The 23,636-nt window shown below is 64.2% G+C and carries 22 protein-coding genes; 12 read left to right on the forward strand and 10 right to left on the reverse strand.

The window, feature by feature from the left end:
* Positions 1–2: 2 nt before the first annotated feature.
* Positions 3–860, reverse strand: a complete 858-nt coding sequence (kdsA, locus tag AC07ZH_RS01590; RefSeq protein WP_495198266.1) for a 3-deoxy-8-phosphooctulonate synthase — start codon at positions 858–860, stop codon at positions 3–5.
* Positions 857–2,542, reverse strand: a complete 1,686-nt coding sequence (pyrG, locus tag AC07ZH_RS01595) for a CTP synthase (RefSeq protein WP_495198267.1) — start codon at positions 2,540–2,542, stop codon at positions 857–859. Before pyrG ends, kdsA begins: the two co-directional genes overlap by 4 nt.
* An 85-nt stretch (positions 2,543–2,627) precedes the next feature.
* Here pyrG and coaBC point away from each other — a divergent pair, with 85 nt between their 5' ends.
* From coaBC to AC07ZH_RS01615, 4 genes are all read left to right on the forward strand, one after another.
* Positions 2,628–3,854 (forward strand): bifunctional phosphopantothenoylcysteine decarboxylase/phosphopantothenate--cysteine ligase CoaBC, encoded by a 1,227-nt coding sequence (gene coaBC / locus AC07ZH_RS01600; protein WP_495198268.1) that lies wholly within the window; start codon positions 2,628–2,630, stop codon positions 3,852–3,854.
* Positions 3,851–4,333, forward strand: a complete 483-nt coding sequence (locus tag AC07ZH_RS01605) for a hypothetical protein (protein ID WP_495198269.1) — start codon at positions 3,851–3,853, stop codon at positions 4,331–4,333. Before coaBC ends, AC07ZH_RS01605 begins: the two co-directional genes overlap by 4 nt.
* Complete coding sequence (gene dut / locus AC07ZH_RS01610; protein ID WP_495198270.1) at positions 4,330–4,776, forward strand: dUTP diphosphatase; 447 nt, start codon at positions 4,330–4,332, stop codon at positions 4,774–4,776. Before AC07ZH_RS01605 ends, dut begins: the two co-directional genes overlap by 4 nt.
* 175 nt (positions 4,777–4,951) lie before the next feature.
* Positions 4,952–5,452: an outer membrane lipoprotein gene (locus tag AC07ZH_RS01615; protein ID WP_119108023.1), complete on the forward strand. Its 501-nt coding sequence runs from the start codon at positions 4,952–4,954 to the stop codon at positions 5,450–5,452.
* A 27-nt stretch (positions 5,453–5,479) separates the two neighbouring features.
* Here AC07ZH_RS01615 and AC07ZH_RS01620 read toward each other — a convergent pair whose 3' ends face one another.
* Positions 5,480–6,004, reverse strand: coding sequence for an FKBP-type peptidyl-prolyl cis-trans isomerase (locus AC07ZH_RS01620; RefSeq protein ID WP_495198271.1), 525 nt, complete (start codon positions 6,002–6,004; stop codon positions 5,480–5,482).
* A gap of 51 nt (positions 6,005–6,055) precedes the next feature.
* Here AC07ZH_RS01620 and AC07ZH_RS01625 point away from each other — a divergent pair, with 51 nt between their 5' ends.
* From AC07ZH_RS01625 to AC07ZH_RS01635, 3 genes are all read left to right on the forward strand, one after another.
* Complete coding sequence (locus tag AC07ZH_RS01625) at positions 6,056–7,183, forward strand: JmjC domain-containing protein (RefSeq protein WP_495198272.1); 1,128 nt, start codon at positions 6,056–6,058, stop codon at positions 7,181–7,183.
* 2 nt (positions 7,184–7,185) lie between these two features.
* Positions 7,186–7,698, forward strand: coding sequence for a hypothetical protein (locus tag AC07ZH_RS01630; protein WP_495198273.1), 513 nt, complete (start codon positions 7,186–7,188; stop codon positions 7,696–7,698).
* Positions 7,699–8,037: 339 nt separating this feature from the next.
* Positions 8,038–8,307, forward strand: coding sequence for a hypothetical protein (locus AC07ZH_RS01635; RefSeq protein ID WP_495198274.1), 270 nt, complete (start codon positions 8,038–8,040; stop codon positions 8,305–8,307).
* A gap of 91 nt (positions 8,308–8,398) precedes the next feature.
* On the opposite strand, the gene AC07ZH_RS01640 is transcribed toward AC07ZH_RS01635, so the two are convergent.
* The 6 genes from AC07ZH_RS01640 to AC07ZH_RS01665 all read right to left on the reverse strand — a co-directional run bounded on the left by AC07ZH_RS01640 (position 8,399) and on the right by AC07ZH_RS01665 (position 13,266).
* Complete coding sequence (locus AC07ZH_RS01640; protein WP_495198275.1) at positions 8,399–9,178, reverse strand: MBL fold metallo-hydrolase; 780 nt, start codon at positions 9,176–9,178, stop codon at positions 8,399–8,401.
* 11 nt (positions 9,179–9,189) lie between these two features.
* Positions 9,190–10,284 carry an NlpB/DapX family lipoprotein gene (gene bamC / locus AC07ZH_RS01645; RefSeq protein WP_495198276.1) on the reverse strand — a complete coding sequence of 365 codons (1,095 nt, stop codon included), beginning with the start codon at positions 10,282–10,284 and terminating at the stop codon, positions 9,190–9,192.
* Positions 10,285–10,316: 32 nt separating this feature from the next.
* A complete protein-coding gene (gene dapA / locus AC07ZH_RS01650) occupies positions 10,317–11,213 on the reverse strand; it encodes a 4-hydroxy-tetrahydrodipicolinate synthase (protein WP_495198277.1) in 897 nt (298 codons plus the stop codon).
* Between the two features lie 65 nt (positions 11,214–11,278).
* Entirely contained in the window at positions 11,279–11,827 is a 549-nt protein-coding gene (locus AC07ZH_RS01655) for a class I SAM-dependent methyltransferase (protein WP_495198278.1), read from the reverse strand.
* Between the two features lie 63 nt (positions 11,828–11,890).
* Positions 11,891–12,052, reverse strand: coding sequence for a hypothetical protein (locus AC07ZH_RS01660; protein ID WP_495198279.1), 162 nt, complete (start codon positions 12,050–12,052; stop codon positions 11,891–11,893).
* Entirely contained in the window at positions 12,049–13,266 is a 1,218-nt protein-coding gene (locus tag AC07ZH_RS01665; RefSeq protein WP_119108014.1) for an MFS transporter, read from the reverse strand. Before AC07ZH_RS01665 ends, AC07ZH_RS01660 begins: the two co-directional genes overlap by 4 nt.
* A gap of 99 nt (positions 13,267–13,365) precedes the next feature.
* Between AC07ZH_RS01665 and AC07ZH_RS01670 the strand changes: the two genes are divergently transcribed.
* From AC07ZH_RS01670 to AC07ZH_RS01690, 5 genes are all read left to right on the forward strand, one after another.
* Entirely contained in the window at positions 13,366–15,348 is a 1,983-nt protein-coding gene (locus AC07ZH_RS01670; protein WP_495198280.1) for a DNA topoisomerase IV subunit B, read from the forward strand.
* A 73-nt stretch (positions 15,349–15,421) separates the two neighbouring features.
* On the forward strand, positions 15,422–17,773 hold the full coding sequence (gene parC, locus AC07ZH_RS01675) for a DNA topoisomerase IV subunit A (protein WP_495198281.1): 2,352 nt from the start codon (positions 15,422–15,424) through the stop codon (positions 17,771–17,773).
* Positions 17,774–17,865: 92 nt separating this feature from the next.
* A complete protein-coding gene (locus tag AC07ZH_RS01680; protein ID WP_495198282.1) occupies positions 17,866–19,665 on the forward strand; it encodes a methyl-accepting chemotaxis protein in 1,800 nt (599 codons plus the stop codon).
* Positions 19,666–19,709: 44 nt separating this feature from the next.
* A complete protein-coding gene (locus tag AC07ZH_RS01685) occupies positions 19,710–20,291 on the forward strand; it encodes a prepilin-type cleavage/methylation domain-containing protein (protein WP_495198283.1) in 582 nt (193 codons plus the stop codon).
* Positions 20,292–22,946 carry a putative bifunctional diguanylate cyclase/phosphodiesterase gene (locus AC07ZH_RS01690; protein WP_495198284.1) on the forward strand — a complete coding sequence of 885 codons (2,655 nt, stop codon included), beginning with the start codon at positions 20,292–20,294 and terminating at the stop codon, positions 22,944–22,946.
* Positions 22,947–23,103: 157 nt separating this feature from the next.
* Here the strand turns inward: AC07ZH_RS01690 and AC07ZH_RS01695 are convergent, their stop codons facing one another.
* Positions 23,104–23,562: a RidA family protein gene (locus tag AC07ZH_RS01695; RefSeq protein ID WP_495198285.1), complete on the reverse strand. Its 459-nt coding sequence runs from the start codon at positions 23,560–23,562 to the stop codon at positions 23,104–23,106.
* Positions 23,563–23,636: the final 74 nt, after the last annotated feature.

Below are 23,636 nucleotides of genomic sequence, written 5' to 3' on the forward strand. Positions count from 1 at the left end.
GCTCAGGCTCCAAAGTTGTTTTCGAGAAAACCGTTCTTCTTCGTGACGGTGTCCAGCGCCAGCAGCGTCTCCAGCAGCGCGCGCATGTGCTTGAGCGGCACCGCGTTGGGGCCGTCGGAGAGGGCATTCGCTGGGTCCGGGTGCGTTTCCATGAACAAACCCGCCACGCCCACGGCCACGGCAGCGCGCGCCAGCACCGGCACCATCTCGCGCTGACCGCCGCTGCTGGTGCCGTTGCCGCCCGGCAGTTGCACGCTGTGCGTGGCGTCGAACACCACCGGCGCATTTGTCTCACGCATGATGGCCAGGCTGCGCATGTCGCTCACCAAGTTGTTGTAGCCGAAGCTGGCGCCGCGCTCGCAGGCCATGAAGTTGTCTTCGTTCAGCCCCGCCTCTTTGGCGGCGGCGCGCGCCTTGTCGATCACGTTCTTCATGTCGTGTGGCGCGAGGAACTGGCCTTTCTTGATGTTCACCGGCTTGCCCGACTGGGCGACGGCGCGGATGAAATCGGTCTGGCGGCACAGGAAGGCCGGTGTTTGAAGCACATCGACGACAGCCGCCGCCTCGCGGATGTCGTCCTCGCTGTGCACGTCCGTCAGCACCGGCACGCCAAGCTCGCTGCGGATGCGGCCGAGAATCTCCAGGCCTTTTTCACGCCCAGGGCCGCGAAAGCTGGTGCCAGACGAGCGGTTGGCCTTGTCGAAGCTGCTTTTGAAGATGAAGGGAATGCCCAGGGCTGAGGTGATCTCCTTGAGCTGGCCTGCCACATCCATTTGCAGCTGGGCCGACTCGATCACGCAGGGCCCGGCAATCAGGAAAAAGGGCCGGTCCAGGCCGACGTCAAAACCGCACAACTTCATGCCGTGGTCTCCTCGGGGGCGGGCGCAGCGGATGCGGCCGTTTCGCCGTGGCGCGCGATGGCAGCGCGGATGAAGGCGTTGAACAGCGGGTGGCCGGCCCAGGGTGTGGATTTGAACTCCGGGTGGAACTGCACACCCACAAACCAGGGGTGCACGCTGCGCGGCAGCTCGACGATTTCCGTCAGGTGCTCGCGCTGGGTCAACGCCGAAATCACCAGGCCGGCAGCTCGCAGGCGGTCCAAGTAGTGCTTGTTGGCCTCGTAGCGGTGGCGGTGGCGCTCGGTGACCACATCGCCGTAAATCTCGTGCGCCAGCGTGCCGGGCGCGACGTCCGAGCTTTGTGCCCCCAGGCGCATGGTGCCGCCCAGGTCGGAGCCCGCATCGCGTTTCTGGATGCTGCCGTCCTTGTCCTGCCACTCGTTGATGAGGGCGATCACGGGGTGCGGCGTGGCCGGGTCGAATTCGGTGCTGTTGGCGCCGGTCAGGCCTGCCACGTGGCGCGCGTATTCGATGGTGGCCACTTGCATGCCCAGGCAGATGCCCAGGTAGGGGAGCTTGTGCTCGCGGGCGTACTGTGCCGTGCTGATCTTGCCCTCCACACCGCGCTGGCCAAAGCCTCCGGGCACCAGGATGCCGTCAAAGCGCCCCAGGTTCTCGACCTCGGCCGGGGTCAGCGTCTCGGAATCGAGGTACTCGATCTTCACGCGCACATGGTTCTGCATGCCGGCGTGGCGCAGCGCCTCGTTGACCGACTTGTAGCTGTCGGACAGATCGACGTACTTGCCCACCATGGCAATCGTCACCTCGCCCTGCGGGTTGGCGGTTTCGTGCACCAGCGCGTCCCAGCGCTTGAGGCTGGTGGGCGGGGTGTTCAGGCGCAGCTTGTCACAGATCAGGCCGTCCAGCCCCTGCTCGTGCAGCATGCGCGGCACCTTGTAGATGGTGTCCACATCCCACATGCTGATCACGCCCCATTCGGGCACATTGGTGAACAGCGAGATCTTGGCGCGCTCTTCGTCGGGAATGGCGCGGTCGGCGCGGCACAGCAGGGCGTCGGGCTGGATGCCGATCTTGCGCAGCTCCTGCACCGTGTGCTGGGTGGGCTTGGTCTTGAGCTCGCCCGCTGCTGCTATGAAGGGCACGTAGGTCAGGTGCACAAATGCCGCGTTGTTCGGGCCGAGTTTCAGGCTGAGCTGGCGCACGGCTTCAAGGAAGGGAAGCGACTCGATGTCGCCCACGGTGCCGCCGATCTCGACGATGGCCACGTCCACGGCGTCGGGCGTGCCCACGCCAGCGCCGCGCTTGATGTATTCCTGGATTTCGTTGGTGACGTGCGGGATGACCTGCACCGTCTTGCCGAGGTAGTCGCCGCGGCGTTCTTTCTCCAGCACGCTCTGGTAGATACGCCCTGTGGTGAAGTTGTTAGTCTTCTTCATCCGCGTTTCAATGAAACGCTCGTAGTGGCCCAGGTCGAGGTCGGTTTCTGCGCCGTCGTCGGTGACGAAGACTTCACCGTGCTGGAACGGTGACATGGTGCCCGGATCCACGTTGATGTACGGGTCGAGCTTGATGAGAGTGACTTTGAGGCCCCGCGATTCGAGGATCGCGGCAAGGGAGGCTGAGGCGATTCCCTTGCCCAGGGAAGACACCACACCGCCGGTGACGAAGACAAATTTGGTCATGTCAATGAAGGTGGTGGGAAATTGCAATTATAGGCACTGGGCCTCGCGCCGCTGGCGCCGCCAGACCCTCTGCTACATTGCCGCCATGACCGATCTGGCTGGCAAACACATCGTCCTTGGGCTTACTGGTGGCATCGCCTGTTACAAGGCGGCCGAGTTTTGCCGCGCCCTCGTCAAAGCCGGCGCCACCGTGCAAGTGGTGATGACGCAGGCGGCCGAGCAGTTCATGACGCCCGTTACCATGCAGGCACTGAGCAATCGGCCGGTTTTCACTTCGCAGTGGGACGCGCGGGCGGACAACAACATGCCGCACATCAACCTCAGCCGCGAGGCCGACGCCATCGTCGTCGCGCCCTGCAGTGCAGATTTCGTGGTCAAGTTGGCGCACGGGGCGGCAGACGATCTGCTGGCACTGATGTGCCTGGCGCGGCCCGTGGAGCGGGTGCCGCTGCTGCTTGCCCCTGCCATGAACCGCGAGATGTGGGCGCACCCCGCCACGCAGCGCAACCTCGCGCAGGTGCAGCAGGACGGCGCCGTGGTACTGGGCGTGGGCTACGGCGACCAAGCCTGCGGCGAAACCGGCGATGGGCGCATGCTCGAACCCCAGGATCTGCTCGAAGAAGTGGTGGCATTCTTTCAGCCCAAGCGGCTGGCCGGACAAAAGGTACTCGTCACCGCCGGCCCCACCTTTGAAGCCATCGACCCGGTGCGTGGCATCACCAACCATTCGAGCGGCAAGATGGGTTTTGCCATCGCCCGCGCTGCCCGCGAGGCGGGTGCCGAGGTGACCCTGGTCGCCGGCCCGGTGGCGCTACCGACGCCGCGCGGCGTGCGCCGAATCAATGTGGTTTCTGCACAAAATATGTACGACGCGGTGATTCCGCTTGCGCAGGAAGCTACTATTTTTATAGCAACGGCTGCGGTGGCCGACTGGCGACCTGCCAGTGCATCGCAAGAAAAGGTCAAGAAAGACGGCAGCGGCACTGCGCCCACGCTCGCCTTTGCCGAAAACCCCGACATTCTGGCCACTGTGGCGCAGTCGGAACGTGCCCACAGCGGCGCGCTGTACTGCGTGGGCTTTGCCGCCGAAAGCCACGATCTGCTGGCCCATGCCACGGCCAAGCGCGCGCGCAAGCGGGTTCCGCTGCTGGTCGGCAACATTGGTCCGGCCACCTTTGGGCAGGATGACAACGCCCTGCTCTTGGTGGACGCGCAGGGCCACAGCGAACTGCCGCGCGCCAGCAAGCGTGTGCTGGCGCAGCAACTGATCGAGCAGATTGCCGTGCGGCACCCTGACGGAGCCAAGCCATGAACCCGTTTTCCGGTGCCACGGGGCTGAAGCCAGAATGGGATGCGCCCAAGGATGGCGATTTCGCACGCTATGTAGAGCGCCTCACCGCCGCCCACATCGTGCCATTGCCAGAGGAACCGGGGCGTGTGCCGCACGCGGGCGAAGCAAGGCGGCGGCCCCAAGCGGTCGCCGCCAGCCCGGAGAAGCCGGACGCGCTGTCGCCGACAAAGCCGACACTTGCGACTGTATTGGGCTTGCTGCTTGTCGGGGTGGTCCTGCTGGTGCTGCTGCAACTGTTCGGGCGCCATCAGGCCAGCCTGGGCCCTGTTCTGGCGCTCGCAATGGCCGGACTTGCGTGGTGGGTGGTGGGGCGCTGGAGGCGCGCCCTTGGAGCCTTGCGCAAAGCGGGCCTGCAGTCATCCCTCCCATCGCTTCCAGAGTTGCAACGGCAGTTGCAGGCGCTGGCGCAGCAAAAAAGCAAAGCCATCAGAGACAAATGAACATTGATATCAAGGTGCTCGACGCACGCATGGCCGGTTGTCTGCCGGCGTACGCCACCCCGGGAAGTGCCGGCCTGGATTTGCGGGCTTGCCTGGACACGCCGCTCACGCTCGCTCCTGGAGCGTGCGAACTGGTGCGCACCGGGCTGGCCATTCACCTGGCGGATGCGGGCTTCGCCGCCCTGATCCTGCCGCGCTCAGGCCTGGGGCACAAGCATGGCATCGTGCTGGGCAATCTGGTGGGCCTAATCGACAGCGACTACCAGGGCGAGTTGATGGTCAGCGCCTGGAACCGCAGTCCGGTGAGCTTCACGATCGCTCCCATGGACCGGCTTGCGCAACTCGTGGTGGTGCCGGTGGTGCAAGCGCAATTTACGGTGGTCGATACGTTTGCGCCGAGCTTGCGGGGTGCGGGTGGCTACGGGTCTACTGGCAAGGATTGATGCGATTGCGCCCATTGGGCCTCGTAGTCCCCCGACTACGCACGGGGTGCCCGGCCGCCGACTCGTTGCAGACACCAATTCTTGCAACTTTGTCCCGCATCCGCCCCTCTAATAGCGCCATCACGCACGCTTTGCTCCCTGTGGCGCAAGCGTCCAGCAATTTCAGGAGAACACTATGAATGTTTTGCGCTTTCAACGCGTAGGCCTTTTGACCGCAACGGCCATCCTCACCGCCGGTTTGACGGCATGCGCAGCACCGCGCCAGCACTATGCGGACAGGGGCTACCAACAAGGGGGCTACCAGCAGGGAGCCTATGCCGCCCCTGCGCGCGGTACCGAATACGGGCGCGTGGTCAATGTCTATGCACTGCAGGAGCAGCGTTCCGGCCAGACATCGGGTGCGGGCGCCGTGTTGGGTGCGGTCGTGGGCGGTGTGCTCGGCCACCAGATTGGCGGCGGCAGTGGACGCGCCGCCGCCACGGGTGTAGGGGTGATTGGCGGCGCGTTGGCGGGCAACGCCATTGAAGCGCGCAATAACAACGCAGGCCCCAGTGGCTATCGCATCGTCATCAGCCTGGATCAGGGCGGCCAGCGCGACTACGATGTCAGCTCGCCCGGTGACTTGCGCGTGGGCGATCGGGTGCGTGTGGTCAACGGCCAGATTTCCCGGTACTGACCTCGGTACCAAGCTTTGCGCCGTGTCTCAGTGCACGCTATTGCTGCCAGGGGCTTGCGGCTGTACCCGAAAAAAGCCCGTCCCTGCACTTTTTCGCTCGATCTCTTCGTCGGTTGCCGGTCGAACCGACTTCACTTCGAGATGCAGCCGCAGGGCAATGCCGGCCAATGGGTGGTTGCCGTCGAGCACGACATGCTCAGGGTAGATTTGTGAGACGGTATAGAGCCCATCGCGGGGCGCTTCGCTGCTGACCCCCTCTGGCAAGGCCGACCCTTCGAAGCTCATGCCCTCCTCGGTTCCTTCCGGGAAGAGGTCGAGAGGCTCCAGAAAAAGAAGCTCCTCATCGAATTCGCCAAAGGCGTCTTCCGGCTCCAGATGTAGGTCGAGTGTCGCGCCCGCGCTGTGGCCCTGTAGCGCTTCTTCTATCCGTGCCAGCAGATCGCTGCCACCGACAAGGAATTCCACGGGCTCATCCAGTACGTCGAGTTCCTCCCCCAAAGTATCTTTTAAGACCCAGGTGAGGGCGACGACACATTGTTCTGTAATTTCCATAGGAGAATTCTCGCATCCCGGCCAATTTGCTGCCGGCTGCACTGGGATTGCATGCAAACCGACCTTCCTCTTGTCTTGCTTGGCGGTCTGACTGCGCAGCAGTTCATGCGCCGTCACTGGCAGAAAACGCCCTTGCTGGTGCGCCAGGCCATCCCTGATTTTGCACCGCCTGTGCTGCGGCCGCGTTTGTTTGAGCTGGCAGGCCAGGAGGGTGTGGAGTCACGGCTCGCCCAGAATGTGAATGGAAGTTGGTCCTTGCGCAAGGGGCCAGTGCCGCGCCGCTCGCTACCGCCGCTCTCGCGGCCCAATTGGACGCTGCTGGTGCAAGGGGTCGATTTGCACGACGATGCCATCCACACGCTGATGAGCCGCTTTCGTTTCATACCGGACGCGCGGCTTGACGACCTGATGATCAGTTTCGCGACCGACGGCGGCGGTGTAGGCCCGCATTTCGACAGCTACGATGTGTTTTTGCTGCAGGCGCACGGCCAGCGGCGCTGGCGCATTGGTCGTCAAAAAGACCTGCGGTTGCGGGACGATGTGCCGATGAAAATCCTGGCGGACTTTCAGCCGGAGCAGGACTATGTGCTGGACCCAGGCGACATGCTGTACCTGCCACCTGGCTGGGCGCACGATGGTATTGCGCAAGGCCAGTGCATGACCTATTCCGTGGGCTTTCGGGTGCCCGAGCGCAGGGAGTTGGCGCGGGAGCTACTCCCACGTCTTGCCGACGAAGATGGCGTTGATGACCTCCGCCGGGTGCTGTACCGCGATGCGCAGCAGCCCGCCGTCCAGGCGCCGGCGGAAATACCTGCCACGCTGACCGCGTTTGCCCGCGACGCTCTGGAGCGCGCGCTCGCTGAGCCGCTCGCGCTTGAGCGCGCCCTAGGCGAGGTGTTGACCGAGCCCAAACCTCATGTATGGTTCGACCCGGGCCAGTGCACGGGGCTGGAGCGGGGCATCGTTCTCGACCGGCGCACGCGCATGCTGTTTGACAGCCAGCATGTGTTCATCAATGGCGAGAGCTACCGCGCCAGCGGCAGGGACGCGGCCTTGGTACGCAAACTGGCGAATGACCGCTGTCTTGGCACGCGAGAACTGCGAAAGGCCAGTGCCGACGCCATGGCCCTGCTGGCGTCCTGGGGCGATGCAGGCTGGCTGCATACCACGGAGAACTGACGATGGAAGCTTCCGATTCAGCCGCGCCAGGCGCTTTGCTCGAAGGCCGCTTCGAAGGCTGTAACGCATTCGCACAATTGGTGCGCGATGCCCTTGCGCATGCTGGGCAGGCCGGCTGGCGTGAAATCATCCTGAGCGACGCCAGCTTTTTCGACTGGCCGCTGGGGGAACGCGCTGTGATCGCCTCGCTTGATGCCTGGGCGCGCAGCGGACGCCAGCTCACCATGCTGGCCAAGAATTATGACGAGGTGGTGCGCCGCCACCCGCGTTTTGTGCGCTGGCGCTCTACCTGGGACCACATCATCCAGTGCCGCGTCAGCCCGAATGCCGATGCGCTCGATTTACCGAGCATGCTGTGGTCGCCTGCATGGGTGATGCACCGGCTGGATCCGGTGCGATCCGTAGGTGTTGCAGGGGCCGAGCCAGGCAGGCGGGTGGCCGGCTACGAATTGCTGCGTGAGTGGATACAGACGAAAAGCAGCCCAGGATTTTCTGCCAGCACCCTGGGGCTGTAAGTCTCTCGGCTGCCATTCATGCGCCTGCGCACGGGTGGGGGGCCTGCTTTCAAGCTCTGGAGAAATATTTTTCTGTGGTGTCAACCGCGCATGAGGCCGCTTCGTTGACGGCCCATGCGACCGCAGATGTATCTTGCGATGCAAATGGTGTGATAGCCGATATCTGCGATTTCTAGTGTGTGTCAATAAGTAAAAACCACAATTGACAAACACTCTTTATAATTCTGCGAGAGTCAAATATTGCGCTATCGCAAAAAACTCTACCAAAGCGTAGCCTGGCTGCAAGAGGCTGGACGTTTTGGCAACTTTGTCTATAACTGTCCCCTGAGGAGAATCCTAATGAACAAGTCTTTCATCATCGCTTCGCTGATCGCTGCTGCTGCCCTGGCCGCTTGTGGCAAGAAGGAAGAGTCGGCTCCTGCACCCGCACCTGCACCGGTTGAAGCACCTGCACCCGCCGCAGCGCCTGCTGAACCTGCTGCTCCTGCTGCTGCACCTGCTTCCGATGCTGCGCCTGCTGCCGGCGAATCGTCTGCTGCACCTGCCGCCGATGCAGCCAAGGAAGCCGCCGACAAGGCTGCCTCCACTGCTGCCTCTGCCGCCAAGTAAATTGCTGGCGATGCCTGCGGGATTCCGCAGGCGATGCATACCGAGCCCTGCGCCTATGGACAGGGCTTTTTTGTTGGTGGGCGTCTGCGGGTCAGCCGACGCATATCCAGTCTGTTCCCGTGCGCTGCTGCGCAATCACGATCGCGTCTGCGCCCCAACCCAAGGCTTGGGCGAAGAGTTCACGCACGGTGTCAGGCCGGTTGTTGCGTTCGCTGAGGTGGGCTGCCACGACATGCTTGAGGCCCGGATGCGCGAGAGCTGTCAGCATAGCCGCCGCAGCCGTGTTTGACAGATGGCCCCAGTCACCCCCAACACGGCGCTTGAGAAAATCCGGGTAGCTCGACTGCGCCAGCATCTCCGGGTCATGATTGGCTTCGAGCAACAGTGCGTGGCACCCTGCCAGCTGTGCCAGCACATGCGCCGGGGTATGCCCAAGATCGGTCGCCAGCCCCAGATGGTTCACGCCATCGCTGCAGCGCAATTGCAGTGGCTCACGGGCGTCGTGCGGCACCGTGAAGGGGCGGACCTCGAAAAGGTCCAGGTCGATGGTGTCTCCGTCCTGCGCCAGGTGCAGTAGTGCCCCCAGCGGCGGACTGCCTATGGCGGCGTAGGTGCCCTGGCTCATCCACAGAGGAATAGCGTGCTGCTGTGCCAGGGCGATGGCGCAGCCGACATGGTCGGAATGCTCGTGGGTGATGAAGATGGCGTCAAGGTCTTCGCAGGCCAGACCCGCATGCGCGAGCCGCTTTACAAGCTGGCGCGGCCCAAAGCCGCAATCGACCAGCAGGCGCCGCGTGGCCGATCTGCTACCGGCTTCGACCACCGTGCCATTGCCGGAGCTGCCGCTGCCCAGGCTACAAAAGCGCAGCACTGCAGGCGTGCTTATTTCATGTCGTCCGCAAGGATGCGCACGATGCGCTGAGCGTTCTCTGAGCTCTCGGGTGTTCCACTGGCGTTGAGCACCGATGCCACGCTGGCGTTGCCCTGGCTTCGCACCACGATGCGGTACTGGAGCGGTGGGGTTGCCGATTTGGCGCGGCTGAACAGCTTGCCAAAGAAACCAGGCTCTTTTTGGTCGGTGCCAGGCGCCACATAGCGCACAAAATAAACGCCCTGGCTGCGGTCGCGGTCTTCGACAGTGAAACCCGTTCGGTCCAGCGCCAGGCCGACACGGCGCCACGCACGCTCGAAGCCTTCGTCGATCTGCAGCACCGGCACGCCGTCCTGGTTGGCTACACGGACGCCAGCGGCCTTGGGAGCGGAGGCTGTGGCAGCTTTGGCCTGCTCAGCCGGAACCCCCAGCTTGATCATCAGGCGGCGCAGGAATTCAACCTCCAGCTCCGGGTCGGTCGGGCGCGGCTGCCACACGGTGGAGTCTTTGTTCGCAGTGTTGTAGACCTCTTCCATCCCGCGGTGGCTGACGTAAATCTCGGTGCTGCCGTCAGGCCGGCGCTCAAGCCGCGTGCGGAACTTGTCGCGCTCGCCAGTGGAGTAGAGCGAGTCAAACACCTTGCCCAGCGTGGAGCGAATGAAGTCCTGTGGAATCTTGGCGCGGTTTTCCGCCCAGTCGGTTTCCATGATGCCCAGGTCGATTTGGTCGAGGGCCAGCGTAAAGCCGTTCTCAAGCCAGAAATCGCGCACCGGGTCCCAAAGCTTGTCGACGGGGCGTTGCACCACCAACCAGCGCTGATCGCCGTTGCGCTCAATACGCACATCACCCATGTGGTTGGCAGCCGCCTGGCTGTCCGGTGTTTGGGTCGCCTTGCCCGCCTCCATGGCATTGGCGGAAACCACTCCCCCCGGCAGGGCGTAGCGCGAATCGCGCGAGAGCTGCTTGAGGTCCGGCGGAACTTCCAGCGTCTGGCCCTTGCTGGCACTTTTGTAGTCGATTTTGTCGCTATCGAGAACCGAACAGGCCGACAAGGCAATGGTCAGGCCCAGCAGGCCAAATCGTGCAGCAGTTTTCACGCGGAACATCCTCTTGAATTCGATAAGCGGCTGAGCCGCAATCAGAGCAGGCCGCTGGCGCGCAGCGCGCCTTCAACGGCAGCCTCATGGGCAGAGCTGAGCGGGGTCATGGGCAGGCGCATGGTCCCACCGCACAGGCCCAGGCGGGCCATGGCCCACTTGACGGGAATCGGGTTGGCTTCGATGAACAGGTTTTTGTGCACCGGCATCAGGCGAAACTGGATGTCCATGGCGCGGCGGATGTTGCCCGCCAGTGCGGCCTCGCACAGCTCGTGCATCAGGCGCGGCGCCACGTTGGCCGTGACGCTGATGTTGCCGTGGCCACCGCAGAGCATCAGGGCGACGGCTGTGGGGTCGTCACCGGAATAAATGGCGAAATCCTTGGGCAGATCGCGAATCAACCACTGCGCGCGCTCGATGTTGCCCGTGGCTTCCTTGATGCCGATGATGCCGGGCACCTGCGCCAGACGCAGCACGGTGTCGTGCAGCATATCGCTGACCGAGCGGCCGGGCACGTTGTAGAGCACGATGGGCAGTTCGCCCGTGGCTTCGGCGATCGCCTTGAAGTGTTGGTACTGGCCCTCTTGCGTGGGCTTGTTGTAGTAGGGAACGACTTGCAACTGGCTGTCGGCGCCCACGCCCTTGGCAAAGCGCGCCAGTTCAATCGCCTCTTTGGTGGAATTGGCGCCGCAGCCTGCCATCACCGGCACGCGGCCTGCCGCTTGTTCGACGCTGACGCGAATGATTTCGCAGTGTTCCTCGACGTCCACCGTGGGCGATTCGCCGGTGGTGCCGACGACACCGATGCAGTCAGTGCCTTCGGCAATGTGCCAGTCGATGAGTTTTCGCAGGCTCTCATAGTCCACGCTGCCGTCTTCGTGCATGGGCGTGACGAGGGCGACGATGCTGCCGGTAAGGAGAGGGCGGGGAGAAGTCATATCGGCTGGAAAAAAACGCAAAGGGGCATTCTAGCGGGCGGCACTCGCCGATCGTGGGCTCAATTTCATTGGGGTGCCTGAAGCGCCCGGCGGCCCGATGCGGCGGCGCCCGCCGACACGCGCAGTGCAGCGATGCGCTGCACAAAGCGCTTGGGGTTGTCCAGGGTGCCATCTTCGTACGCCACCACGTACAGACCCTGGCAGGCGTGCAGCAGTTCCCCAGGCGCCAGAAGAAAATCAGGATTCGCCGGCCGACCCACCGTTTCGTTGCCCTGCGCAAAGGTCTCGTAAAGCAGCAGGCCGCCGGGCGCCACGCTGGCCACGATGCACGGCAGCAGCGCACGCCACAGGTAGTTGGTGACGACCACGGCGCCGAACCTGCGCTCGGGCAGTGGCCAGGGCGCGGCTTCAAGGTCGCAGGCCAGCACCTCGCCAAACGCGGCGGCGCTTTGCAAGGCCTCGGGAGCGCGATCTACGCCGAGGACCGTATGGCCACGTTCCGCGAACCACCGCATATGCCGGCCGGCGCCGCAGGCGAGATCGAGCACCTGCGCGTCCGGTGGCACCAGGTGCGACCAGCGGCGTACCCATTCAGAAGCGTCGGTCGAAGGCATGGAGGTTATCAAAAAATATAGCTGGAAGCGCTTATGCGGTAAGCGCTAGAGGCTGATTTGGCATCAAAAGCAGGACCAGGCCTGATCGGCCAGCATCACCAGGAAGTCGGGCCGCTGGTAGAGCGCAAACACGGCTGCGAGCGCCAGCAGCGCCGCCGTCCAAGCGGCGCGGCGGCGCCAGGGCCTGCGCGGCAAGGCGCTGCCCGGTGCCGGTGCTTCGGTCATGCGGGCTGCGCGGCACCGCGCGCAATCGGGTGCTCGCGCACGGGGAGGTTGATGAGGCCGGCGAGCACGCCAAAGGCAATCGCCAGCATCCAGACGGTGTCGTAGCTGCCGGTACGGTCGTACAGGTAGCCGCCCAGCCACACCCCCAGGAAGCTGCCGACCTGGTGGCTGAAGAACACGAAGCCGCCGAGCATCGAGAGGTGTTGCACGCCAAAAATCTGTGCCACGGCGGCGTTGGTCGGCGGCACGGTGGACAGCCACAGCGCGCCCATCACCGCCGAGAAGAGGTACACCGACGTGGGCGTGAGCGGCACCAGCAAGAACACGGTGATGACCACCGCGCGGGTGAAGTAGATGAAGGCCAGGATATGGCGCTTGGCCATGCGCTGGCCCAGCGTGCCGGAAATATAGGTGCCGAACACGTTGAACAAGCCAATCAGCGCCAGGGAATAGCTCGCCACCTGGGGTGAGAGGCCGTGGTCGCGCAGGTAGCTCGGCATGTGCACGGCGATGAACACCACCTGGAAGCCGCACACGAAGTAGCCAGCGGTCAGCATCAGAAAGCTCGGGTAGCGCAGCGCCTCGGAGAGCGCTTCGCCAATGCCCTGGCTGTGCTGCACGGGTGCTGCGCTGGCGAAGCGGGGTTCGCGCAGCCAGAAGGCGAGCGGCACGATGACCAGCACCATGGCGGCCAGCACCAGCAGCGCTTCTTTCCAGCCCATGGCGGTGATGAGGAAGCCTTCCGTCGGCACCATGAGGAACTGGCCGAACGAGCCCGCCGCCGCCGCCACGCCCATGGCCCAGGAGCGCTTTTCAGCCGGGACCTGGCGGCCAATCACGCCGTAGATCACGGCGTAGGTGGTGCCCGCCTGCGCCGCGCCAATCAGCACGCCGGTGGTCAGGGCAAACAGTGTTTCGGTGGGAGAGAGCGCCATCCCCACAAGGCCCAATGCGTACAGCGCCGCGCCGCCAATCAGCACGCGGAAGGCGCCAAAACGGTCTGCCAACATGCCGGCAAAGACGCCAATCAGGCCCCACGAGAGGTTTTGAATGGCCAGCGCCAGGGCGAAGGACTGGCGCGTCCAGCCCATCTCCTGCGTGATCGGTTGCAGCCACAGGCCAAAGCCGTGGCGAATACCCATGGAGAGCGTCACCACGGCAGCGCCGCAGGCGAGCACCTGGAACATGGAGAGTTTGGGCGGCGTAGTGTGCATTGCAACAAATATAGCCAAACGGCCGGCACCGTGCTGGCGCCTGGGCGTCATGGCCGGTCGGGCAGACTGGATTTTCATACAGTCCTACAATCCGCGCCCATGGCAGCCAAACCCTCTCCTGTTTCAAATAGCGACTATTCCGAAAGCTCGATCCGCGTGCTCAAGGGCCTGGAGCCCGTCAAGCAGCGGCCGGGCATGTACACCCGCACCGACAACCCCTTGCATGTGATCCAGGAGGTGCTGGACAACTCTGCTGACGAAGCGCTGGCGGGCTACGGCAAGAAGATCAAGGTCGTCCTGCATGCCGATGGATCGGTCAGCGTGGAAGACGATGGGCGTGGCATCCCGTTCGGCCTGCACCCAGAAGAAAAGGCGCCGGTGATCGAGCTGGTCTTCACCCGCTTGCACGCGGGTGGCAAGTTCGACAAGGGCAAGGGCGGGGCCTACAACTTCTCGGGTGGCCTGCACGGTGTGGGCGTGAGTGTGACCAATGCGCTCTCCACCCGGCTCGAAGCCACCAGCTACCGCGAAGGCCAGGTGGCCCGCCTGGCGTTCTCGGCAGGGGATGTGATTGAACCGCTCACCACCCAGGCCCGAAGCGAGGGCGACCGCAAGCAGGGCACCACGGTGCGCGCCTGGCCCGACGCCAAATACTTCGAATCAAGCAACCTGCCCTTGGGCGAACTCACGCACCTGCTGCGCAGCAAGGCGGTGCTGATGCCGGGGGTGAGCGTCTCGCTGGTCAACGAAAAAACCCGTGACGCCCAGACCTGGCAGTACAAGGGTGGTCTGCGCGACTATCTGCAGCAGACCCTGAACGGCGAGCCGGTGATCCCGCTGTTCGAGGGCGAGGGCTTTGCCGACAGCGGCCACGAGAGCTTTGCCGAAGGCGAGGGCGCCTCGTGGTGTGTGGCGTTCACCGAAGACGGCCAGCCGGTGCGCGAGAGCTATGTCAACCTGATCCCCACCAGCGCGGGCGGCACGCACGAGAGCGGCCTGCGCGACGGCTTGTTTACCGCCGTCAAAAGCTTCATCGAGCTGCACAGCCTGTTGCCCAAGGGCGTCAAGCTGTTGCCCGAAGACGTGTTTGCCCGCGCCAGCTACGTGCTCTCGGCCAAGGTGCTCGACCCGCAGTTCCAGGGCCAGATCAAGGAGCGGCTGAACTCGCGCGACGCCGTGCGGCTGGTGTCGAGTTTCGTGCGCCCGGCGCTCGAACTCTGGCTGAACCAGCACGTGGAATACGGCAAGAAGCTCGCCGAACTGGCCATCCGCGCGGCGCAAACGCGGCAAAAGGCCGGCCAGAAGGTGGAAAAGCGCAAGGGCTCTGGCGTGGCGGTGCTGCCCGGCAAGCTGACCGATTGCGAGAGCCGCGACCTGGCGCACAACGAAGTGTTTCTGGTCGAGGGCGACTCGGCCGGCGGCAGTGCCAAGATGGGGCGCGACAAAGAGAGTCAGGCCATCCTGCCGCTGCGCGGCAAGGTGCTCAACACCTGGGAGGTGGAGCGCGACCGGCTGTTTGCCAACAACGAAATCCACGACATCTCGGTCGCGCTTGGCGTGGACCCGCACGGGCCGGACGACACACCGGATCTCTCGGGCCTGCGCTACGGCAAGGTGTGCATCCTGTCGGACGCCGACGTGGACGGCTCGCACATCCAGGTGCTGCTGCTAACGCTGTTTTTCCGGCACTTTCCCAAGCTCATCGAAACCGGTCACATCTACGTGGCGCGCCCGCCGCTGTTCCGTGTGGACGTGCCGGCGCGCGGCAAAAAACCCGCCGCCAAGCAGTACGCGCTGGACGACGGCGAGCTGCAGGCCATCCTGGACAAAGCCGAAAAAGACGGCGTGGCGCGCGACAAGTGCCAGATCAGCCGCTTCAAGGGCCTGGGCGAGATGAACGCCGAGCAGCTGTGGGACACCACGCTCAACCCCGACACCCGTCGCCTGCTGCCAGTGCAATTGGGCAGCATGGACTTTGCCGCCACCGAAGGCCTTATCACCAAGCTGATGGGCAAGGGCGAGGCTGGCTCGCGGCGCGAGTTGATGGAGCTGCACGGTGACAGCGTCGAGATTGACGTCTGATTTTCAAGCCAAATTGGCCTCTAGCGCTTATCTGTCAAGCGCTGATAGCTATCAATAAGTTAGTGATTGACCCATGAGTGAGCAACCCGACCTCGCCTTTTCTGCGCCCGAGACCCCCGACGAACCGGGCCTGGGTACTTACGCCCAGCGCGCCTACCTCGAATACGCGCTCTCTGTCGTCAAGGGCCGTGCCCTGCCCGACGTGTGCGATGGTCTCAAGCCCGTGCAGCGGCGCATTCTGTATGCGATGGACCGCATGGGCCTGTCCTACAGCGGCCCCACGCGCAACGCGGCGGCCAAGCCCGTCAAGAGTGCGCGCGTGGTGGGCGACGTGCTGGGGCGCTTTCACCCGCACGGCGACCAGTCGGCCTACGACGCGCTGGTGCGCATGGCGCAGGACTTTGCCCAGCGCTACCCGCTCATCGACGGCCAGGGCAACTTTGGTAGCCGTGACGGCGACGGCGCTGCCGCCATGCGCTACACCGAGGCGCGGCTGTCGCGCATCACCAGCCTGCTGCTCGATGAAATTGACGAAGGCACGGTCGATTTCATGCCCAACTACGACGGCAGTACCGAAGAGCCGCGCCAGTTGCCCGCGCGCCTGCCGTTCGCTCTGCTCAACGGCGCCAGCGGCATTGCCGTGGGCCTGGCCACCGAAATCCCCAGCCACAACCTGCGCGAGATTGCCGACGCCTGCATCGCGCTCATCAAGACGCCCTCGCTCAGCCAAGAAGAACTGCTGGCCATCGTGCCCGGCCCCGACTACCCCGGTGGTGGCCAGATCATCAGCAGCGCTGCCGACATCACCGACGCCTACCGCACGGGCCGGGGCAGCCTCAAGGTGCGCGCACGCTGGAAGATCGAGGACCTGGCGCGTGGCCAGTGGCAACTGGTGGTGGGCGAGTTGCCGCCCGGCGTGAGCACCCAGCGGGTGCTCGAAGAGATCGAAGAAATCACCAACCCCAAGGTCAAGGCCGGCAAAAAGGCCCTGAGCCAGGATCAGGTGCAGCTCAAGGCCAGCGTGCTTGCCGTGCTGGACGTGGTGCGCGACGAATCCAGCAAGGACGCCCCCGTGCGCCTGGTGTTCGAGCCCAAGACCAGCAAGACGCCGCAGCAAGAGCTGATTACCGCGCTGCTGGCGCACACCAGCCTGGAGACCTCGTCGCCCATCAACCTGACCATGGTCGGGCTCGATGGCCGGCCGGTGCAAAAATCATTGCGGCTGATGCTGGAGGAGTGGATCGCCTTCCGCCAGACCACCATCATGCGGCGCTCGCAGCACCGTTTGAGCAAGGTGCTGGACCGCGTTCACATCCTCGAAGGGCGGCAGATTGTGCTGCTCAACATCGACGAAGTGATCGCCATCATTCGCCAGGCCGACGACCCCAAGGCGGCGTTGATTGCGCGGTTTGCGCTGAGTGACCGGCAGGCCGAAGACATCCTCGAAATCCGCCTGCGCCAGCTCGCGCGGCTCGAAGCGATCAAGATCGAGCAGGAGTTGAAAGAACTGCGCGAAAGCCAGGGCAAGCTCGAAGACATTCTGAACAACCCCGGCACGCTGCGCCGCACCATGATCAAGGAGATCGAAGCTGACGCCAAAACATTTGCAGACCCGCGCCGCACGCTGATCCAGACCGAGAAGAAGGCCGTGGCCGAAGTCAAGGTGGTGGACGAGCCTGTGACGGTGGTCGTGTCACAAAAAGGCTGGGTGCGCGCACGCAGCGGCCACGGGCACGAAGCAGCCAGTTTTGCCTTCAAGGCGGGCGATGGCTTGTATGGCACGTTTGAATGTCGCACGGTCGATACCTTGCTCGCCTTTGGCAGCAATGGCCGGGTGTACTCCGTGGCCGTGGCCTTGCTGCCAGGCGCGCGGGGCGACGGCCAGCCGGTGACCACGCTCATCGAACTGGAGGCCGGCACCCAGGTGCTGCACTACTTTGCCGGCCCGGCGGGCGCCACGCTGTTGCTGTCGGGCTCGGGGGGCTACGGTTTTCTGGCGGCGGTGGAGAACATGGTCTCGCGCCAGAAGGGCGGCAAAGCCTTTGTCACGCTGGGCGAGGGCGAGACGCTGTGCGCCCCCTCGCACGCAGCCGGTAGCTCGGGCAGCAAGGGCCTGCCACCCGCCACCCATGTGGCCTGCGCCTCCACGGGCGGGCGCATCCTCACCTTCGAGATCACCGAGCTCAAGACCATGGCCAACGGTGGCCGGGGGCTCATGCTGATCGACTTGGAAGACAAGGACCGGTTGGCGGGTGCGGCCGCCTATACCCGCAGCATCCGCCTCGACGGTATCGGCCGGGGCGGCAAGCTGCGCGACGAAACGCTGGAAATCCGCTCGCTCAACAATGCCCGTGCCGCGCGCGCGCGCCGGGGCAAGGTGGCGGATCTGGGGTTCAAGCCGCAGGCCGTGACGCGGGTGGAATAGGGAGTCGGCCCTAGCGAATTTCTTGCCTGGGCGGCTGGATTTGGTAGTACGCTCGCGGGAGCAAAAGCTTACATTTCCATACATAAGGGTCGATGATGCAGCTCCGAATTGCTCACAAGCTTTGGTTGGCCGTCCTTGTCATCGTTCTCATGCTGGCGGGTGTGGTGGGGTTCGCCGGCCTGCGGTCGGCCAGGGCGCAGGTCGAGAGCGACGCGGTCACTGCCGCCATGAAGTTGCGCGTGGACTCGGCCACGCGCTGGGTCGGCCTCACGGAGAGCAACGCGGCGCGTACCCAGGCCGTCATTGTCAGCAGCGACCCGGCGGTGGAGGACGCGTTGAAGGGTGTGATGGCCGCAACGACGCAGCAAGTCAGCGAAGTGCAAAAGACAATCGAGGCCCTTCCATTGTCCGATGCCGACCGTGCGCAGATGGCGAAGATTGCGGCGGCCCGCCAAGCCATGCTGGATGCGCGCGCGCAGGCGCGAAAGCTCAAGGCCGATGGGCAGCAACAGGAAGCCGTCGCGTTCGTCGAAAAAAGCTATAGCCCGGCGTCCGACGCCTACTTGAAAGCCCTGCACGATTTCGTGGAAATGCAGCAGCAGGCGGAGCGTGACCAGTTGCAGAGCATTGCTGCTTCGCGTGTCACGACGATCCGGGTCGGTATTTCTGCCATGGTGTTGGTGATACTGGTCATTGGCGCGGGCGCCTTTCTGCTTATCCGCAGCATCCAGCGTCCGCTGCGACAGGCCAACGAACTGGCTGCGCACATTGCGGCCGGCGATTTGAGCCAGCGCGCAGACATTCAGCGCCAGGACGAATTCGGCGATCTGCTGCGCTCGCTCTACGCCATGAGTGCATCGCTGGCCGGCACCGTGCAGCAAGTACGCCACAGCACCGACAGCATTGCCACCGCCAGCGCCGAGATTGCCAGCGGCAACCACGACCTCTCGGCACGCACCGAGCAGACGTCAAGCAACCTGCAGGAAACCGCTGCCGCCATGGAGCAGTTCACCAGCACCATTGCGCAAAGCGCCAGCAGCGCCCAGCAAGCCAGCAGTCTGGCTGCCAGCGCCACCGGTGTGGCGCGCCGAGGCGGCGAAGTGGTGACGCAGGTGGTCGCCACCATGGACGAGATCAACCACAGCAGCAAGAAGATTGCCGACATCATTGGGGTGATCGACGGCATTGCCTTCCAGACCAATATCCTGGCGCTCAACGCCGCTGTGGAAGCCGCAAGGGCGGGTGAGCAGGGCCGAGGCTTTGCCGTGGTGGCCAGCGAAGTGCGCAGCCTGGCCGGACGCAGTGCCGAGGCGGCCAAGGAGATCAAGCAGCTTATCGGCACCTCGGTGGAGAAAGTCGAGGCCGGCTCGCGTCTGGTGCAGGATGCGGGTACCACCATGCAGGACATCGTGCAGTCGGTGCAGCGCGTCAACGACATGATTGGCGAAATCACGGCGGCGTCCACCGAGCAGAGCTCGGGCATCGCTCAGGTGAACCAGGCCGTGGGCAACCTGGACCAGATGACGCAGCAAAACGCCGCACTGGTCGAGCAAAGCGCGGCGGCAGCGCAAAGCCTGCGCGAGCAGGCCGAGCAGCTGGCGCAGGTGGTTTCGACCTTCCGACTGGGCAGCGAGGCTGTGGCCGTGCGCGTGGCGCCGCCGCAGGTGCCGCATGCCACCCCTCGCCAAGCGCCGCGTACGGTGGCTGCCCCGGTGCGACCTGCTGGCGTTGCCGCCAGCCCACCGCGCCTCAAGGTGGCCACAGCGACCCCGAAACGAGCGTCGACAGCCCCTGTTCCCAGCCGTGCGGCGCTGTACGCGTCGGCGCCGCCCTCTGCGCACAAGGCCGCATCGGCGGCGCCTGGGGGCGAGGGCGACTGGGAGTCTTTTTAGCATTCCCCCGCGTTGATCGTGCGCGTTTTTCCTATCATGCAGCAATGAAACAAGCGGTTTTAGCTGGTAGCCGTGCACAGGGAAATCGGGCGTTGGCACTTCGGGCTGTAGGTTCTGCAACGCTGGTGATCGACTTGTGGCGGAAACGCCTGCTTGACAGGGGCTGCAGCAGCAAGCGCCGTGGCAGGCGGACGCTTGGCGTGACACTGGTGGAACTGGCGTTCGCCGTGCTGTTGGTGGGGTTGTTGGCGGCTATAGCAGTACCCAGCTATCAGGCGTACCTGCAGAAGGCCAAAATCAGCGTGGCAAAGAAGGACATTCTGGAACTCAGCCTGCGGCTTGAGACGTTTCTTATGTTTCGCAGCGCGTACCCCAAGAGTCTGGCTGAGCTGGGCGACATGCGCCTGGACCCATGGGGCGCGCCCTACCAGTACCTGTCCATGGACGGCGCGACCGTGGGCCAGAAACGCAAGGACAAATCGCTTCATCCGCTCAACAGCGACTACGACCTCTACAGTATGGGACCCGATGGCCAGAGCCAGACAGCTTTGACGGCGAAGGTAAGCCGCGACGACATCATCCGTGCCAACAACGGCGGCTTCATCGGAGTGGCAGAGGACTACTGAATGCGCTTGAGTGCGGCAAGCGCCTTTCTGCAAAGCCGTGTCGGGCGCAGGCTCTTTACGGCCTTTTTTGTGCTCGTAGCCGTGCCAGTGGGCGCCGTGTCGCTGTTGGCTTACCAACTGACCGAATACATCGTGCGCCAGTCGGCGACCCAACTCAGCAGCGAGATGGCCAAGGCGGTTGGAATCAATCTGATCGACCGCCTGCGCTCGGCAGAGAGCCTGCTGCGCGTCTATGCGCAAAGTCTGAAAGACCGCCCGCCGCCCGCGGCGCTGAGTGACAGGCTCGCGCTCGTGTTTTCCAGCGTGGAGATGGCACCTGTGTCGTTGGCTTCGTCGCCAGGCGCCAAGCCGCTCACCGCTCTGCGCGTGGCAGGCGGCGCCGCTGTCGGGCTGCCGCCTTCGGTGGAAATGGAGGTGCCTCTGGGGCCGTTGGTGGCGCGCGGCAGGTTCAACCCCGAGTATCTTTGGGAAAATGCCCAGTCGGGTAGCCACCGCATCTGCTTTTCGGGTGCAGCTTTTTCCCGGCCCTTTTGCCAGGGCGTGCAGGGTACGGAGCAAGACGTTATCCGCACCGTGCGCGAAATATTTTTCCTCCCCTATTTCGACGCACCCACATGGACGGTCACCACCACATTCAAGCCCGAGGTGGGGCGCTACCTGCCTATTGGAATCGCCGCGCTGGTGAGCAATGTCGCTGGCATCGCATTTCTGCTGGCTGTGGTAGGCAGCTCCGTGCTGCTGCGCAAGCTCACCCGGCCACTTGATGCGCTGACATCGGGAACGCGTGCGGTGCTGCACGGCGATTTCAGCCGCCGGGTGCGCATCGCGGGGCCGCGTAGCGAGTTCACCGACCTGGCCGATTCCTTCAACGCCATGACCGAGGAAGTGGGGCGCGATCTCCAGCTGTTTCAACTGCTTGCGCAGATCGATCGCGCCATCATGGACCAGCGCCCCTTTGAAGAGGTGGTGCAGCTGATGTTGGCGCACCTGGATGTTGCCGCCTGCGGCGGTCAGGTCCATGTGCTGCAGTGGCGACGTGGTGCCCTTCACCCATGGGCGCTCTCGCTTGCGGGGGATGGCACGCTCCAGAAGCGTCCAGCCTCTGCCCCCTGCGGCTCCGAATGGCCCGTGGGAAGCGATCCCGCCAGAAAAGAAGACCCGCAGTACACCGACCTGCCCATCGCGCAGACGCTGACCCAACGCGTGTGGTTGCGGGTGGCGCGTGTGCCGGTTGCCCCCGAGCGGGCAGAGCGCGAACTGGGCGCCTTTCGCCAGCGGCTGGCCGTGGCGCTGCATGCTGAGCAGCGCGAGCAGCAGTTGCGCGAGCGCGCCACCCGCGACAGCTTGACGGGCCTGCTCAATCGACTCGGAATCGTCGAGGCCATCGACCAGCTCGCGCGCCAGAACGCCACGCAAGTGCCCGGTAGCGTGCCGGGCTTTGCCGTGGTTTACATGGATCTGGACGGTTTCAAGGAAATCAACGACGCCTATGGACACGACGTGGGCGACTGCGTGCTCAAGGAAGTCGCCGGGCGGCTGCTGCACCGCGTTGGCACCAGCGCGCTGGCCATCGGCCGCCCGGGCGGCGATGAGTTCGTGTTTGTGCTGCCCGCCGACGCGCACGGCGCGTTTCGCCGCGACGTCGAGGCTGTCATGCTGGCGGTGCGCCAGCCGTTCATCGTCCCGCCGCGCAAGCTCCATTTGGCCGCAAGTCTCGGTCTGGCCCTGTTCCCCGAGCACGGCCTGGCGCATGATGAACTGCTCAAGCATGCCGATCTGGCCATGTACAGCGCCAAGAGTGCCGGGCGCAACATGCTGGTGCAGTTCGACCATGCGCTCAACGCAGAGTTGGCTGAGCGCATGGCGCTGCGGCGCGACTTGCGTCAGGCACTGGTTGAAGGGCAGATATTCGTGGTGTTCCAGCCGCGCGTAGGGGGCTGCAGCCGCCAGATCGCTTCGGTCGAAGCCCTGCTGCGCTGGCGCCACCCCGACAAAGGGTTTGTCTCGCCCGAGGTCTTCATTGCGCTGGCCGAGGAGTCAGACTTCATTCTCGAACTGGGGCGCTGGGTGTTGCGTCAGGCGCTGCAGCAGTTTCGGTTGTGGCGAGCCGACCCGCACCATCCGGTGCGCTACCTCTCCGTCAACCTCTCGCCCCTGCAGTTGGACGACCCGGCGCTGCCGGATGAGCTGCAGGCCCTGCTGCGGGAGTTTGACATCCAGCCGGGCGAACTGGAGCTCGAGATTACCGAAGGGGCGCTTATTCGCGACGTTGATTCCGCGGTCGTCCGCCTGGCGGCGCTGCGCGCGTTGGGCGTGGCGATTGCGCTGGACGATTTCGGCGTGGGCTACTCTGCCATGAGCTACCTCAGCCGGCTTCCGTTTGACACCCTCAAGATCGACAAGAGCTTCGTATTTGCCTTTGGTATCGAGCGCCCGGCGCTGGCCATCGCCACGGCCATCGTGGCCCTGGCCAAGGCGCTGGACAAGCGCGTGGTGGCGGAGGGCGTGGAAACGTCCACGCAGGCCGCCCTGCTGCAAGGGCTGGGCGTGGACGAACTGCAGGGTTACCTGTATGGCAAGCCACAGACTGCAGCCGAGCTCGAGGCGCTTTGGGCAACCGCACCACCGCAGGGCGACAACACCACGGGGTGGTAGCTCCCTGGCATGCCCTGGCGCAAGCCCAAGGATTCTCCTGCACTGGAACGCATGAGCGGAGTGCGCAGGTCATGGTGGTCCCGGCCGTGTCGGTTTCGGGCCGGTTCGACTTGGCGTACAGCAGAGTTGCCCACGGGCACTTCTGGCACTGCTCGCCTTATTCCAGTTCGGCAATCAGTTCAATTTCCACACAGGCGCCCAAGGGAATCTGCGCCACGCCGAAAGCGCTGCGCGCGTGCACGCCGGCTTCGCCAAACACCTCGCCCAGCAGTTCGCTGGCGCCATTGGTCACCAGGTGCTGCTCGGTGAAGCTTCCCGTGGAATTGACCAGGCTCATCAGCTTCACGATACGCTTGACGCGGTTGAGGTCACCGCCGGCTGCGGCTTGCAGCGTGCCCATCAGGTCAATGGCCACGGCGCGCGCGGCAGCCTTGCCGTCTTCCGTTGAAATGTCTCGGCCAAATTGTGCCGCCCAGGGCTTGCCATCCTTGCGTGCAATATGGCCGCTCAAGAAGACGAGCTTGCCGGTCTGCACGTAGGGCACGTAGGCTGCAGCAGGCACCGAGACCGGTGGCAGGGTGATCTGAAGTTCTTTGAGTTTGTCGTAAACGTTCATGGCAGATTCTTGCTGTAGGGAAACCGCGCATGGTACACAGGCAGAAACCCAACATTCCACCCATCCGGCAATGA

The sequence above is a fragment of the Simplicispira sp. GW247-4R2A genome, from assembly GCF_059424465.1.